Annotated in this window: 16 protein-coding genes; 14 read left to right on the forward strand and 2 right to left on the reverse strand. The window is 39.2% G+C overall.

The window, feature by feature from the left end:
• Positions 1-82: 82 nt before the first annotated feature.
• Positions 83-940, reverse strand: a complete 858-nt coding sequence (locus AXE83_RS04745) for a YitT family protein (protein ID WP_060955626.1) — start codon at positions 938-940, stop codon at positions 83-85.
• A gap of 61 nt (positions 941-1,001) precedes the next feature.
• On the reverse strand, positions 1,002-2,657 hold the full coding sequence (locus tag AXE83_RS04750; RefSeq protein ID WP_060955627.1) for an Rqc2 family fibronectin-binding protein: 1,656 nt from the start codon (positions 2,655-2,657) through the stop codon (positions 1,002-1,004).
• A gap of 104 nt (positions 2,658-2,761) precedes the next feature.
• Here AXE83_RS04750 and ybeY point away from each other — a divergent pair, with 104 nt between their 5' ends.
• The 14 genes from ybeY to pepF all read left to right on the forward strand — a co-directional run bounded on the left by ybeY (position 2,762) and on the right by pepF (position 15,727).
• Positions 2,762-3,259: an rRNA maturation RNase YbeY gene (gene ybeY, locus AXE83_RS04755; protein WP_000275150.1), complete on the forward strand. Its 498-nt coding sequence runs from the start codon at positions 2,762-2,764 to the stop codon at positions 3,257-3,259.
• A complete protein-coding gene (locus AXE83_RS04760; RefSeq protein WP_000378151.1) occupies positions 3,240-3,635 on the forward strand; it encodes a diacylglycerol kinase family protein in 396 nt (131 codons plus the stop codon). The genes ybeY and AXE83_RS04760 overlap by 20 nt, the downstream gene beginning before the upstream one ends.
• Before the next feature lie 16 nt (positions 3,636-3,651).
• Positions 3,652-4,551 carry a GTPase Era gene (gene era / locus AXE83_RS04765; protein WP_060955628.1) on the forward strand — a complete coding sequence of 300 codons (900 nt, stop codon included), beginning with the start codon at positions 3,652-3,654 and terminating at the stop codon, positions 4,549-4,551.
• A gap of 48 nt (positions 4,552-4,599) precedes the next feature.
• A complete protein-coding gene (mutM, locus tag AXE83_RS04770) occupies positions 4,600-5,424 on the forward strand; it encodes a DNA-formamidopyrimidine glycosylase (protein ID WP_060955629.1) in 825 nt (274 codons plus the stop codon).
• The gene (gene coaE, locus AXE83_RS04775) at positions 5,424-6,029 is read left to right on the forward strand and encodes a dephospho-CoA kinase (protein WP_049525822.1); all 606 of its coding nucleotides are present in this window, start codon (positions 5,424-5,426) and stop codon (positions 6,027-6,029) included. The genes mutM and coaE overlap by 1 nt, the downstream gene beginning before the upstream one ends.
• Positions 6,016-7,215 (forward strand): multidrug efflux MFS transporter, encoded by a 1,200-nt coding sequence (locus AXE83_RS04780; protein ID WP_049525823.1) that lies wholly within the window; start codon positions 6,016-6,018, stop codon positions 7,213-7,215. Before coaE ends, AXE83_RS04780 begins: the two co-directional genes overlap by 14 nt.
• The gene (gene rpmG / locus AXE83_RS04785) at positions 7,215-7,364 is read left to right on the forward strand and encodes a 50S ribosomal protein L33 (RefSeq protein WP_001809104.1); all 150 of its coding nucleotides are present in this window, start codon (positions 7,215-7,217) and stop codon (positions 7,362-7,364) included. The genes AXE83_RS04780 and rpmG overlap by 1 nt, the downstream gene beginning before the upstream one ends.
• Before the next feature lie 39 nt (positions 7,365-7,403).
• Positions 7,404-7,637: a preprotein translocase subunit SecG gene (secG, locus tag AXE83_RS04790; RefSeq protein ID WP_000282514.1), complete on the forward strand. Its 234-nt coding sequence runs from the start codon at positions 7,404-7,406 to the stop codon at positions 7,635-7,637.
• Between the two features lie 216 nt (positions 7,638-7,853).
• Positions 7,854-10,196, forward strand: a complete 2,343-nt coding sequence (gene rnr, locus AXE83_RS04795) for a ribonuclease R (protein ID WP_049525825.1) — start codon at positions 7,854-7,856, stop codon at positions 10,194-10,196.
• A complete protein-coding gene (smpB, locus tag AXE83_RS04800; protein WP_001051741.1) occupies positions 10,159-10,626 on the forward strand; it encodes an SsrA-binding protein SmpB in 468 nt (155 codons plus the stop codon). Before rnr ends, smpB begins: the two co-directional genes overlap by 38 nt.
• Positions 10,627-10,640: 14 nt before the next feature.
• Positions 10,641-11,501, forward strand: a complete 861-nt coding sequence (gene tehB, locus AXE83_RS04805) for an SAM-dependent methyltransferase TehB (protein ID WP_060955630.1) — start codon at positions 10,641-10,643, stop codon at positions 11,499-11,501.
• 203 nt (positions 11,502-11,704) lie between these two features.
• Complete coding sequence (locus tag AXE83_RS04810; RefSeq protein ID WP_060955631.1) at positions 11,705-12,853, forward strand: DUF1887 family protein; 1,149 nt, start codon at positions 11,705-11,707, stop codon at positions 12,851-12,853.
• Between the two features lie 96 nt (positions 12,854-12,949).
• On the forward strand, positions 12,950-13,906 hold the full coding sequence (locus tag AXE83_RS04815; RefSeq protein ID WP_060955632.1) for a competence protein CoiA: 957 nt from the start codon (positions 12,950-12,952) through the stop codon (positions 13,904-13,906).
• 18 nt (positions 13,907-13,924) lie between these two features.
• On the forward strand, positions 13,925-15,727 hold the full coding sequence (gene pepF / locus AXE83_RS04820) for an oligoendopeptidase F (RefSeq protein ID WP_060955633.1): 1,803 nt from the start codon (positions 13,925-13,927) through the stop codon (positions 15,725-15,727).
• Positions 15,728-15,731: the final 4 nt, after the last annotated feature.

Consider the following 15,731-nt stretch of genomic DNA (forward strand, 5'->3'; position numbering starts at 1 on the left):
AACGGAAGATTTGTTTCTTCCGTTTTTATCATCAAAAAATAGTAACTTCAAATTCGAAGTTACTATTTTTGTTGTCTATGTGTTAGGAATTTTCTTCTTTTACAAAGGTGAAGCCTTCTCCTAGAATTTCGTGAGCTTCAGTGATGGTAATAAAGGCTCTAGGATCGATCGTATGAATCAGTTCTTTCATCTTAATCATTTCATTTCTTGCTACGATACAGTAGATAATTTTTAAATCTTTTTGACTGTAGTAACCTTGCCCTGATATGAAGGTGACACCTCGACCTAACTCTTCATTGATTTTATCTGCCACTTCCATAGGCTTTTGAGTGATAATCATAAAACCTTTGCCAGCATATCCGCCTTCACCAATCAAGTCAATAACTCTAGAGACAATGAAGTCAAATAAAAGTGTATAGGTTACGAGACGAAGGTCTTGGAAGATAATTAAAATAAGCATTAGGATAAGAAAGTCTAGTGCAAAGAGTAATTTTCCAACGGAGATATTGGTGTACTTGTTTAGGATTCGAGCCACGATATCTGTTCCACCAGTCGTACCACCAGCATTGAAGATAACGCCTAGACCAAGTCCCAAAAGAACACCCGCAACCAAGGCAACGATAACTAGATCTCCCTCAAGATTAAAGCTGAGAGGAATCTTTTCAAAGATTGCTAGCCAAATGGATAAGGAAATAGTACCAAGCAGGCTGCTGTATAGGGTCTTTGCACCAAATATTTTCCAGGCTAAAATGAATAATGGGATATTGATGATGAGGTTCATCACGGAGATAGGGATGTTAAAGAGATAATAGGTAATCAAGGTGATTCCCGTTGCTCCACCCTCGAATAAGTGGTGGGGCACAACAAAATACGTGAGTCCGAAGGCATAAATGGCAGCTCCGAATATAATGGTTAAAATAGATTTAATATGCCGTAGCATTGAACGCACCTCCCATTTTTAATTGAGTCTATAGCAGTAACAGTCCACCAGTATACAAGACTTATTTGATTTTCATGGACTGAATTTTTTCAGGGTCGGGTGTAACACGGAGGGTCTTTTGCCCAGTATAGGTGACAAAACCAGGTTTTCCACCAGTTGGTTTGTTGAGTTTTTTAACTTCAATCATATCCACCTGAACGAGGTTGGAGAGACGTCCCTTAGAGAAGTAGGCTGCAAGTTCTGCAGCGTCTGTTTTAACCTCATCAGTAGGATTGAGATTGCCTGAAATAACAACGTGACTTCCAGGAATATCCTTAGCGTGAAACCAGAGTTCTTCTTTACGGGCCATTTTAAAGGTCAATTCCTCGTTTTGTAAGTTATTGCGCCCCACATAGATGATTGTTTTTCCATCACTAGCTAGATACTGCTCAGGTTTCTGTCGTTTCTGGATTTTTTCCCTTTGTCTTCTGCGGATAAATCCTGTTTGGATCAATTCTTCACGAATTTCAGCAATTTCATCGAGTCCGGCTTGATTGAGAACTGTCTCTACACTTTCCAGATAGAGAATGGTTGCCTTAGTTTCTTCAATCAGGTCAGTCAAGTATTTAACAGCCTCTTTTAATTTCTGATAGCGTTTGAAGTAGCGTTGAGCATTTTGGTTTGGCGTTAGTGCCTTATCAAGTGCAATCGTGATAGGCTGGTTGGTGTAGTAGTTTTCCAAAATGACCTGATCTTGGTCATTGGGAACTTGATGAAGGAAAGTGGTTAGTAACTCACCTTTTTGCCGAAATTCTTCTGCGTTTTCGGTAGCCAGAAGTTCTTTTTCTTGTTTCTTTAGTTTTTGCCGATTTTTTTGTAGTTCGTTTTCAACACGTCGAATGAGTTCGCTAGCCTGTTGTTTCACACGGTCACGTTCGGCTTTATCCTTGTAATAGACATCAAGAAGTTGAGATAAGCTTGAAAAATGTCCCTCAATTTTAGTTGAAAAAGGCACACAAGAAAAGGATTTATCTGTTAAGCAAGGTTTGGTTTCTTGTCCAAAGAAGTTCCGGAAAGTGGCTAGTTTATCATTAAGCAGTTGTTTTTCTAACTCGGTTGCTGTATCTCTTCCCAAACCTTGAAAGAGGTTTTGAAGGTTTTTAGCTGTCAATTCTTGAGTTTGTAGGATTTCAAACAATTTTTCATCCTTGATGGTAAAAGGATTGAGAGCCTCTGTACTTGGAGGAGCAATATAAGTAGCGCCAGGTAATAAGGTACGGTAGCTATTTTGAGAGAAACCGATATGCTTGATAACTTCAAGGATTTTGTGACTAGACTTATCTACAAGTAGAATATTACTGTGTTTGCCCATAATCTCGATGATGAGTGTGGCCTGGATATGGTCCCCAATCTCGTTTTTATTGGAAACCGTGATTTCCACGATACGATCATTTTCGATCTGCTCGATTGACTCAATAACTGCTCCTTGAAGGTACTTTCTTAATACCATAATAAAAGTAGATGGCTGAGCAGGATTCTCAAAGGTTGACTCTGTTAACTGGATGCGCCCAAAAACTGGATGCGCAGAAAGGAGCAAACGATGACTTTTACGATTGCTACGGATTTGCAAGACCAGTTCTTGTTCAAAGGGTTGATTAATCTTTTGGATGCGACCATTTAGTAGTTCAGATCGCAATTCCTCAACCATGTGGTGTAAAAAAAATCCATCAAATGACATGGTTCTCTCCTCGTGAATGTATTCCATAGTATTATATCAAAAAGGTAGAATAAAATCATAGAAATGTGATATAATAAAGCCAATTAAAGAGAATCGAGAAGCACATGTATATTGAAATGGTAGATGAAACTGGACAAGTTTCAAAAGAAATACTAGAACAAACACAGGAAATTTTAGAATTTGCTGCAAAAAAAATTGGAAAAGAAGACAAGGAAATGGCGGTCACATTTGTGACCAACGAACGAAGCCATGAACTCAATCTAGAGTTTCGTGATACCGATCGTCCAACAGATGTCATCAGTCTTGAATATAAGCCGGAGTTAGAGATTGCCTTTGATGAGGAAGATCTGGAAAATGATCCCGACTTGGCAGATATGATGTCAGAATTTGATGCTTATATCGGTGAGCTTTTCATTTCCATTGATAAGGCTCATGAGCAAGCTGAGGAGTACGGTCATAGTTTTGAGCGTGAAATGGGCTTCTTGGCAGTGCACGGCTTTTTACACATTAACGGCTATGATCACTACACTCCCGAGGAAGAAGCGGAGATGTTCGGTTTACAAGAAGAAATTTTGACAGCCTATGGACTCACAAGACAATAAACGAAAATGGAAAAATCGTGACCTAATATCCAGTTTAGAATTTGCCATTACAGGGATTTTTACTGCGATTAAGGAAGAACGTAATATGAGAAAGCATGCAGTGACAGCTCTAATAGTTGTCCTTGCAGGTTTTGTTTTTCAGGTGTCACGAATCGAATGGTTATTTCTGCTTTTGAGCATTTTCATGGTAGTAGCTTTTGAGATTATTAATTCAGCTATTGAAAATGTAGTAGATTTGGCTAGTCACTATCACTTTTCTATGTTGGCAAAGAAAGCTAAGGACATGGCAGCTGGTGCCGTGCTTGTAGTCTCACTTTTTGCCGCTTTGACAGGTGCGCTTATCTTTCTCCCGCGGATTTGGGACTTATTATTTTAAACAGTAAGAGGAAATTATGACATTTAAATCAGGCTTTGTAGCCATTTTAGGACGTCCCAATGTTGGGAAGTCAACTTTTTTGAATCACGTCATGGGGCAAAAGATTGCTATCATGAGTGACAAGGCGCAGACAACGCGCAATAAAATCATGGGGATTTACACCACTGATAAGGAACAAATCGTCTTTATCGATACTCCTGGAATTCACAAGCCTAAGACAGCACTCGGAGATTTCATGGTGGAATCAGCCTACAGCACTCTTCGTGAAGTAGATACTGTTCTTTTTATGGTTCCTGCTGATGAACCACGTGGGAAGGGCGACGATATGATTATCGAACGACTCAAGGCTGCTAAGGTTCCTGTAATTTTGGTGGTCAATAAGATTGACAAGGTTCACCCAGATCAACTCTTGGCTCAAATTGATGATTTCCGTAATCAGATGGATTTCAAGGAAATTGTTCCTATTTCAGCCCTTCAGGGAAATAATGTTTCTCGTCTAGTCGATATTCTAAGTGAAAATCTTGAGGAAGGTTTCCAATATTTCCCTGCGGATCAAATTACTGACCATCCAGAACGATTCTTGGTTTCTGAGATGATTCGTGAAAAGGTCTTGCACCTAACTCGTGAAGAAATCCCACACTCAGTTGCAGTAGTGGTTGATTCTATGAAACGAGATGAGGAAACCGATAAAGTTCATATCCGAGCAACTATTATGGTTGAGCGTGATAGCCAAAAAGGGATTATCATTGGTAAAGGTGGTGCTATGCTCAAGAAAATTGGTACCATGGCTCGTAAAGATATCGAACTCATGCTAGGGGACAAGGTCTTCCTAGAAACATGGGTCAAAGTCAAGAAAAATTGGCGCGATAAGAAATTAGATCTTGCTGATTTTGGTTACAACGAAAAAGAATATTAAGAAGAGGTGGGCACTAGCCTGCTTCTTGTTTTTAGAGAAGGAGGAGTTATGCCTGAATTACCTGAAGTCGAAACGGTTCGACGAGGTCTTGAAAAACTGATTTTAGGGAAGAAGATTGCTAGTCTTGATATTCGTTATCCTAAGATGATTAAGACAGATTTGGATCAGTTTCAGAAAGAATTACATGGTCAAGAGCTTCAATCGATGGGGCGCCGTGGGAAATATTTACTTTTTTATCTAACAGATAAGGTCTTGATTTCGCATCTGCAAATGGAAGGCAAGTATTTTTATTACCCAGACCAAGTCCCTGAACGCAAGCATGCCCATGTTTTTATCCACTTTGAAGATGGTGGTACTTTAGTCTATGAGGATGTCCGTAAGTTTGGAACTATGGAGTTACTTGCTCCTGAACTCTTAGATGCTTACTTTGTATCTAAAAAGCTTGGACCAGAACCTACTGAACAGGATTTTGACTTAGAGATTTTTAGAGGTTTCTTGAAGAAATCTAAAAAACCGATCAAATCGCATCTTCTCGACCAGACTTTGGTTGCTGGATTGGGGAATATCTACGTGGATGAAGTTCTCTGGAGGGCAAAGGTTCATCCAGCTAGTCCTTCTCAGAGTTTGACAAGAGCTGAAGCGACAGCTATTCATGAACAGACCATTGAAGTATTGGGGCAGGCGGTTGAAAAAGGCGGTTCAACCATTCGTACCTATACCAATGCTTTTGGCGAGGATGGGACCATGCAGGACTTTCATCAGGTCTATGATAAGACTGGAGAGGCATGTTCTCGTTGTGGATCCATCATCGAAAAAATTCAACTCGGTGGTCGTGGAACCCATTTTTGTCCAAAATGTCAAAGGAGAAAGTGATGGGAAAAATAATCGGAATCACTGGTGGTATTGCGTCAGGTAAGTCCACTGTCACAAATTTTCTAAGACAAAAAGGGTTTGAAGTGGTAGATGCGGATGCTCTTGTTCACCAACTTCAAAAACCTGGTGGTCGCCTTTATCAGATTTTAGTAGAGCATTTCGGTGAAAAAGTCCTTCTAGAAGATGGGGAACTGAATCGTCCATTACTTGCCAGTCTTATCTTTTCTAACTATGAGGAGAGAGAATGGTCTAAACAGACTCAAGGACAAATCATCCGTGAAGAATTGGGCTCTTTGAGAGACAAGTTCGCTCAGACTGAGGACATATTTTTCATGGATATTCCATTGCTTTTTGAACAGGACTATGCTTCATGGTTCGATGAAACTTGGCTAGTTTATGTAAATCGTGATGTTCAATTGGAGCGATTAATGAACCGTGATCAGTTATCCCAAGAGTCAGCTAAAACTCGTTTAGCTTCACAGTGGCTCTTAGAAGAAAAGAAGAAATTTGCTACTTATATATTAGACAATAATGGCAGTCGAGAGCAGCTTTTGAGTCAAGTAGTGACCTTACTTGAAGGAGGCGATGCCCATGCAAGAGATTAGTTGGAAGGATAATCTTCGTATTGCTTGGTTTGGTTGCTTTTTAACGGGAGCCAGCATTTCTCTTGTTGTTCCTTTCATGCCTATTTTTGTGGAACAGTTAGGAGTTAAAGGGGATCAAGTTGCCTTTTATTCAGGTTTAGCTATATCAGTCTCAGCCATTTCTGCAGCCTTTGTATCACCAATTTGGGGAATATTGGCAGACAAGTATGGTCGAAAACCTATGATGATACGAGCAGGTCTAGCCATGACCATCACTATGGGTGGTCTGGCCTTTGTTCCAAATGTTTTCTGGCTCTTGTTCTTACGGTTTCTTAATGGAGTTTTTACAGGATTTGTACCTAATGCGACAGCTTTAATTGCAAGTCAAGTTCCCAAAGATAGGTCGGGATACGCTCTAGGGACTTTATCAACTGGTGTTGTCGCTGGAACTTTGACCGGTCCGTTTGTAGGCGGCTTCATTGCTGAAATTTTTGGAATTCGAAATGTCTTTTTATTGGTTGGTAGTTTCCTGTTCTTGGCAGCTATCTTAACCATTCTTTTTATCAAAGAAAACTTTCAACCATTGCCAAAAGAAAAAGCACTGCCTACAAAAGCGCTCTTTACTTCTGTTAAATACCCTTTTCTCCTGATAAATCTATTTCTAACTAGCTTTGTGATTCAATTTGCTGCCCAATCTATTGGTCCCATCCTTGCCCTCTATGTACGAGATTTGGGACAGAAAGAGAATCTTCTCTTTGTCTCTGGTTTGATTGTATCCAGCATGGGATTTTCAAGTATGATGAGCGCAGGCATCATGGGTAAATTAGGTGATAAAGTGGGCAATCATCGACTACTTGTCGTAGCTCAGGTATATTCAGTTTTCATATATCTATTATGTGCAAATGCGACTAGCCCATTCCAATTAGGCTTCTATCGTTTTCTATTTGGTCTGGGGACGGGAGCTCTGATACCTGGTGTCAATGCTCTTCTAAGCAAAATGACCCCTAAAGTTGGCATTTCAAGGGTATTTGCCTTTAATCAAGTCTTTTTTTATCTAGGAGGAGTGATAGGTCCCTTAGCAGGATCAGCAGTAGCGGGACAATTTGGCTATCACTCAGTATTTTATGCAACAGCTCTTTGTGTAGCTATCAGTTGTTTATTTAACCTTATCCAATTTAAAACATTATTAAAAGTGAAGGAAATCTAGTGCGAGTAAAAATCAATCTCAAATGCTCCTCTTGTGGCAGCATCAATTATCTAACCAGTAAGAACTCCAAAACCCATCCAGACAAGATTGAGGTCTTAAAGTATTGCCCAAAAGAAAGAAAAGTGACTCTACATCTTGAATCTAAGTAGAAATTATGGTAGAATAATAGGGATTTTAAGGAGTTTGATATGTATAACCTATTATTAACCATTCTATTAGTATTATCTGTTGTGATTGTGATTGCAATTTTCATGCAACCAACTAAAAACCAATCTAGCAATGTATTTGATGCCAGTGCAGGTGATTTGTTTGAGCGTAGCAAAGCGCGCGGTTTTGAAGCTGTGATGCAACGTTTGACAGGAATTTTAGTCTTTTTCTGGCTAGCCATTGCCTTAGCATTGACGGTATTATCAAGTAGATAAGAAAATAATGGGCGGGACTAGGTCTTTGCCTATTTTTATTTTTATACTCTTCAGAAATCTCTTCAAACCACGTCAGCTTTCATCTGCAACCTCAAAACGGTGTTTTGAGCAACCTGCGCCTAGCTTTCTAGTTTGCTCTTTGATTTTTATTGAGTATTAAATGATGTTTGAGAAGGTTTTACAGCAAAAGGAATTTAAAAAATCTAGAAAGAAAACATGAAAGATAGAATAAAAGAATATATACAAGAAAAGGGACGAGTCACAGTCAATGACTTGGCTCAAGCTCTCGGAAAGGATGGTTCAAAGGACTTCCGTGAGTTAATCAAAACTCTTTCCTTGATGGAACGTAAGCACCAGATTCGCTTTGAAGAAGATGGTAGTTTAACCCTAGAACAGAAGAAAAAACATGAGATTACCCTGAAAGGAATTTTCCATGCGCATAAAAATGGGTTCGGTTTTGTAAGTCTTGAAGGCGAAGAAGACGATCTTTTTGTTGGGAAAAGTGATGTTAACTATGCCATTGATGGCGATACTGTTGAAGTTGTCATTAAGAAAGTTGCTGACCGTAACAAAGGAACTGCTGCAGAAGCAAAGATTATCGACATCCTAGAGCACAGTCTAACGACAGTTGTTGGGCAAATCGTTCTTGATGAGGAAAAACCCAAGTATGCAGGTTACATCCGTTCAAAAAATCAAAAGATTAGTCAACCAATCTACGTTAAAAAGCCAGCTATTCAATTAGAAGGTACAGAAGTTCTCAAGGTCTTTATTGATAAGTACCCAAGTAAGAAACACGATTTCTTTGTCGCTAGTGTCCTAGATGTTGTTGGACATTCTACAGATGCAGGGATTGATGTCCTCGAGGTCTTGGAGTCAATGGACATTGTATCTGAGTTTCCAGAGGCTGTTCTTAAAGAAGCAGAAAATGTGCCAGATGCTCCATCAGAGAAGGATCTGGAAGATCGTCTGGACTTAAGAGATGAAATTACCTTTACCATTGATGGAGCGGATGCAAAAGATTTGGATGACGCTGTTCATATAAAACCATTGAAAAATGGAAATATCGAACTAGGTGTTCACATCGCAGATGTTTCTTACTACGTAACTGAGGGATCTGCCCTTGATAAGGAAGCTCTCAATCGTGCGACCTCTGTATATGTGACAGACCGTGTAGTTCCAATGCTACCAGAACGCCTTTCAAATGGTATCTGTTCCCTTAATCCTCAAGTAGACCGCTTGACTCAGTCTGCGATTATGGAAATTAATAAGCAGGGTCGTGTTGTGAATTATACGATTACGCAGACCGTTATCAAAACAAGTTTCCGTATGACCTATAGTGATGTCAATGACATCCTAGCAGGTGATGAGGAGAAGAGGAAAGAGTTCAAGAAAATTGTCCCAAGCATCGAACTTATGGCTAAGCTTCATGAAATCTTGGAAGGTATGCGGATTAAACGTGGAGCTTTAAATTTTGATACCAATGAAGCTAAGATTTTAGTAGATAAAAAAGGGAAGCCAGTTGATATTGTTCTTCGTCAGCGTGGTGTTGCTGAACGTATGATTGAGTCCTTTATGCTGATTGCCAATGAAACAGTTGCGGAACACTTTAGCAAGCTTGATTTACCTTTTATCTATCGTATTCATGAGGAACCTAAAGCTGAAAAAGTTCAGAAGTTTATTGATTACGCTTCAAGTTTTGGATTACGTATTTATGGTACTGCCAGTGAGATAAGCCAGGAAGCTCTCCAAGATATCATGCGTGCTGTTGAAGGAGAGCCTTATGCAGATGTATTGTCCATGATGCTTCTCCGTTCGATGCAACAAGCTCGTTATTCTGAGCATAATCATGGTCACTATGGCCTAGCCGCGGACTATTACACTCACTTTACTAGTCCGATTCGCCGTTATCCTGACCTTCTTGTTCACCGTATGATTCGTGACTATGGACGTTCTAAGGAAGTGGCGGAGCATTTTGAACAGGTCATTCCAGAGATTGCGACTCAATCTTCAAACCGTGAGCGCTGTGCCATCGAGGCAGAGCGTGAAGTCGAAGCTATGAAAAAAGCTGAATACATGGAAGAGTATGTTGGTGAAGAGTACGATGCAGTTGTTTCAAGTATTGTTAAATTTGGTCTTTTTGTTGAATTGCCAAATACAGTTGAAGGCTTGATTCACATTACCAATCTACCTGAGTTCTACCATTTCAATGAACGTGATTTAACCCTTCGTGGGGAGAAATCAGGAATTACTTTCCGAGTGGGACAGCAGATCCGTATTCGTGTCGAAAGAGCAGATAAGATGACTGGTGAGATTGATTTCTCCTTTATTCCAAGCGAATTTGATGTCATTGAGAAAGGTTTGAAACAGTCTGGTCGTAAGGATAGAAGTCGTCGTTCAGATAAGAAAGAAGACAAGAGAAAAGCTAGTCGCTCAAGTGATAAGCGCAAGCATTCTCCAAAAGATAAAAAGAAAAAGAGCAAGAAACCTTTTTATAAGGAAGTAGCAAAGAAAGGAGCTAAGCATGGCAAAGGGCGAGGGAAAGGTCGTCGCGCAAAATAAAAAGGCGCACCACGACTATACAATCGTTGATACGCTAGAAGCAGGAATGGTCCTGACAGGAACTGAAATCAAGAGTGTTCGAGCAGCCCGCATCAATCTGAAAGATGGGTTTGCCCAGGTTAAGAATGGGGAAGTTTGGCTGAGCAATGTCCATATCGCTCCTTATGAAGAGGGCAATATCTGGAACCAGGAGCCAGAACGCCGTCGTAAACTTCTCCTTCATAAAAAACAAATCCAGAAATTAGAGCAAGAAACCAAAGGGACAGGGATGACCTTGGTTCCTCTTAAAGTTTATATCAAAGATGGCTATGCCAAGTTACTTTTAGGACTTGCTAAAGGGAAGCACGATTACGATAAACGTGAGTCTATCAAACGGCGCGAGCAAGATCGCGATATTGCGCGTGTTATGAAAGCTGTTAACCACCGATAGAAAGAGTGAAGAATATGGAAAAACTAGTTGCCTACAAACGCATGCCTGTCTGGAATAAAGACACCATGCCAGAAGCTGTTCAAAGAAAACACAATACTAAGGTTGGAACCTGGGGCAAAATCACTGTATTAAAAGGAACCCTTAAATTTATTGAATTAACTGAAGAGGGAGAAATTATAGCTGAGCACCTCTTTGAAGCGGGTGCCAATAATCCCATGGCTCAGCCTCAAGCCTGGCACCGTGTAGAAGCTGCTACAGATGATGTAGAATGGTACTTGGAATTTTATTGTAAACCTGAGGATTATTTCCCTAAGAAATACAGTACTAATCCAGTCCATTCGGAAGTCTTAGAAGCTATGCAGACGGTAAAACCGTGTAAGGCACTAGATTTGGGTTGTGGTCAAGGAAGAAATGCACTCTTTCTCGCTCAACATGGATTTGATGTCACAGCAGTGGACCAAAATGAGCTGTCCCTTGAAATGTTACAAAGCATCGTGGAGCAAGAAGACTTAGAAATGCCTGTAGGTCTCTACGATATCAATTCAGCTAGCATAGGCCAAACTTACGATTTTATCGTTTCATCGGTTGTGCTCATGTTTTTACAAGCAGAACGTATTCCTGCTATTATCCGAAACATGCAGGAACAAACCTCTATTGGTGGCTACAATTTGATTGTTTGTGCCATGGATACGGAAGATTATCCATGTTCAGTTAATTTTCCCTTTACCTTTAAAGAGGGGGAATTAGCAAATTACTACCAGGACTGGGAATTGATCAAGTACAATGAAAATCCTGGTCATTTGCACCGTCGTGATGAAAATGGCAATCGAATCCAACTACGCTTTGCAACAATGTTGGCTAAAAAGATAAAATAAAATCTTAAAACGAATAGAAAAGCTATCAATTTCTATTCGTTTTTTTTATATAATGACTTGAGGACCAATCAACTGAATTATGCTATACTAGATGTGTAGAAAATGCTAAAGACAATCTCTTAACCCATATTTCTATGAAGTTTACAATAAGAAATTTTAAATTTTCCATACTACTAATAAGTCTTTAATAGGGAGGTAGCGACATGCCAAGTCTTTTAGTCGAACTTTTTGATCATCACACTATCGAGAAAAATGTTTATCAGACTTTTATTTGTGATTGTGACGAGGTTCTATTTCTCTCCTTGAAAAAAATTACAGAAGAAGAAAGGTTGTCCTTGAAGCATTTTTTGCTGGATCAAGTTTCCCATGTAAAACAAGTGCATTTTCGGCAAATAAGTCTAGATAAGATTACGGATGATTTGAATCTTTTCTTGACTAATTATGATTCAGTGACTTTAGATGTTTTTGGAGGAGATTCGATATTAGCTATTTTCCTTTATCAGTATGGTTTGGAAAAGCAATTACCGATTGTTGCAATTGATATTGAGCAAGGAAAACAATTCAAATGGAAGATGGGGAAGGTGGAAAAGGAAGAGTTGGTAATTCCTGATCTGACCATTGAACAGTTGATGGCCTTACGGGGTGGTAAACTCATCAAATCGAAACAACCTAAATATAGTCCGAAACAAATGATTACCATCAAAAAACTAGCCAACTATGCAATTTTAAACCCAGAGCAATGGTATCAGATTACTCAATTCTTTGCATTAGCTAAAACAATTGAATTTCATGCTGAAACAGTAAAAGTTTTGGAAAGTAACGGAAAAAGGTACTCTTATCCAGAATCAATGATTCCTCTACTAACAGAAGCTAACTTGATTCATATTGATGAGGAAAGTTCCGAACATATTCGTTACACTTTTTCTAGCTCTGAGGCACAATTGCTCTGTCGCACTAAAGGTCATATTTTAGAATTATATCTCTATCTTTTAGCGATAGAGTCAGAGTATTTTGATGAATGTATGATAGGGGCAGAAATTGACTGGAATGGTATTTTTCCTGAAATTGATAATGTACAAAATGAAATTGATGTTGTCCTCCGTAAAGGTCAATCCATTATTTTTATATCTTGTAAAATGACAGACTTGTCTGTAGAAGCTATTAATGAACTAGAGGTATATGCCAATCATTTTGCTGGTGAAACTTGTTTGAAATTAATTGTTTGCTCTGGAAAAATCAATCCCGTATATAACCATCGCTGTCAAGAGTACGGTGTGTTGGTGATTAAACAAGATCAAATTTCAAATCTGATTCCCATGTTACAAAAACATATCAAAAAGCATAAAATATGAGCTGGATTAAAGGATTATTCTAAAAATATAATGGAAAGGCTGGTTTTCTCAGCCTTTTTCTTATCCTTTTCGAATAAAGTAGAAAAGGGGGGATATATGTTTTTAGCTAGAGATGAAAATGGGGATTTAATCAGCGCTTTAGAGGATGAAGTAAAGAAGCAAGTTTATTATTGTCCGGCTTGTGGAACGAGTGTTCGCTTGAGGAAAGGAAAAAACGTGCGTGCACATTTCGCTCATGAAAGTTTAAAAAGTTGTGATTTTTATCATGAGAACGAAGGACCAGAACATTTAGAGAATAAGGTGGCACTTTTTAATTGGGCTAAGAAAGATGCTGAAGTAGAAATGGAATATCCGATTCCTGAACTTAAGCAAATTGCAGATATCTTTATCAATAAACAACTAGCTCTAGAAATTCAATGCAGTCCCATTTCATGTGACCTTTTGAGGAACAGAAGCAATGGTTATCGAAGTTTGGGAATTCAAGTTCTTTGGCTACTAGGAAAAAAGCTCTGGTTAAGAGAGCGTCTAACTAAACTTCAGAGAGATTTTCTTTACTTCAGTAATAATATGGGCTTTCATATTTGGGAGTTAGACCATAAAAAACAAGTTTTAAGACTTAAGTACCTCCTTCACCAAGATTTGAAAGGGAAACTCCATTATCAGGTCAAGGAATTTTCTTATGGCAAAGGAAATCTCCTAGAAATTTTACGTAGTCCTTATCAGAAACAAACTCTTATCACTTTTTCAGTTGAGCAAGACATAGATATTTGTCATTACATTCAAAAACAGCTCTATTATCAAAACCCCTATTGGATGAAACAACAAGCTCAAGCTTACTTGAGAGGAGAAAACCTATTAAATTGGAAGACTCAGGACTGGTATCCCCAAGTAAGGCCGATAGAACATGGTCATTTTTGTCAGATAAGTCAAAATCTATATGATTATTACCGCAACTTTCAGGCTTATTATGAACTGAATCCACATAATCAGCAACAAAAGCTCTATCCACCTGCCTTTTATCAGCATTATTTCTCGAAAAATATGGTAAAATAGAAAGGATGGAGGAAACTTATGGTATTACAACGAAATGAAATCAATGAAAAAGATACATGGGATCTATCAACGATCTTTGAAACAGACCAAAAATGGGAAGAAGAACTCGCCCTTTTAACAGAAGATACAAAACAAGCAGCTAGTCTTGAGGGTCATCTCTTGGACAGTGCAGAAAGCCTTCTTGATATTACAGAGCGTTATCTGGACTTGAGTCGTCGTCTTGAAAAACTCTATGTCTATGCACATATGAAAAACGACCAGGATACACGAGTTGCTAAATATCAAGAATACTATGCAAAAGCCATGACTCTTTATAGTCAACTTGATCAAGTCTTCTCTTTCTATGAGCCTGAATTTATGGCAATCACAGAAGACCAGTATCAAAACTTTCTAGCAGAAGAACCAAAACTCCAGCCTTATAAACACTTCTTTGATAAACTCTTGCAAAATAAGGACCATGTCCTTTCACAACGTGAAGAAGAGCTGCTTGCAGGTGCTGGTGAAATCTTCGGTGCTGCTAGTGAAACCTTTGCTATTTTAGATAATGCAGATATCGTCTTTCCATATGTTCAAGATGAAGATGGAAATGAAGTTCAATTATCACACGGCGTTTATATGCGCTTGGTAGAGTCTAAGAATCGTGAGGTTCGTCGTGGAGCTTATGAAGCCCTCTATGCTACTTATGAGCAATACCAGCACACTTACGCTAAAACCTTGCAGACCAATGTTAAAGTGCAAAACTATCGTGCTAAGGTTCGAAACTACAAGAGTGCGCGTGAAGCTGCTCTTGCGGCAAACTTTGTGCCAGAAAGTGTCTATGACAACTTAGTATCTGCTGTTCGTAAACACTTGCCGTTATTGCATCGTTATCTGGCTCTTCGCTCAAAAATCCTTGGTATTCCAGACCTCAAAATGTACGATGTCTATACACCATTGTCTTCAGTGGAATACAGCTTCACTTATGAAGAAGCCTTGAAGAAAGCAGAAGATGCTTTGGCAGTTCTTGGTGAGGATTACTTGAACCGTGTTAAAAGTGCCTTCAGCGAACGCTGGATTGATGTGTATGAAAATCAAGGCAAGCGTTCAGGTGCATATTCTGGCGGTTCTTATGATACCAACGCCTTCATGCTCCTTAACTGGCAAGATAACCTGGATAATCTTTTCACTCTTGTACATGAGACAGGTCATAGTATGCATTCTAGCTATACGCGTGAAACTCAGCCTTATGTATACGGAGATTACTCAATCTTCTTGGCAGAAATTGCTTCAACTACTAATGAAAACATCCTGACAGAAAAATTATTGCAAGAAGTTCAAGACGATGCAACACGCTTTGCAATTCTCAACAACTTCCTAGATGGTTTCCGTGGAACAGTCTTCCGCCAAACTCAATTTGCTGAATTTGAACATGCTATTCACCAAGCTGACCAAAATGGTGAAGTCTTGACAAGTGAGTTCCTAAACAATCTCTATGCTGACTTGAACCAAGAATATTATGGTTTGAGCAAGGAAGACGATCCTCAAATCCAGTATGAGTGGGCTCGAATTCCTCATTTCTACTATAACTACTATGTCTATCAATATTCAACAGGCTTTGCAGCAGCTTCAGCTTTGGCTGAAAAGATTGTTCATGGTAGCCAAGAGGATCGTGATCGCTATATTGACTACCTCAAAGCAGGGAAGTCAGACTATCCACTCAATATCATGCGTAAAGCGGGTGTTGATATGGAAAAAGAAGATTACCTCAACGATGCCTTTGCAGTCTTTGAACGCCGTTTGGATGAGTTTGAAGCCCTTGTTGAAAAATTAGGATTGGCATAAGGCA

The sequence above is a fragment of the Streptococcus sp. oral taxon 431 genome (assembly GCF_001553685.1).
Taxonomy (GTDB): Bacteria; Bacillota; Bacilli; order Lactobacillales; family Streptococcaceae; genus Streptococcus.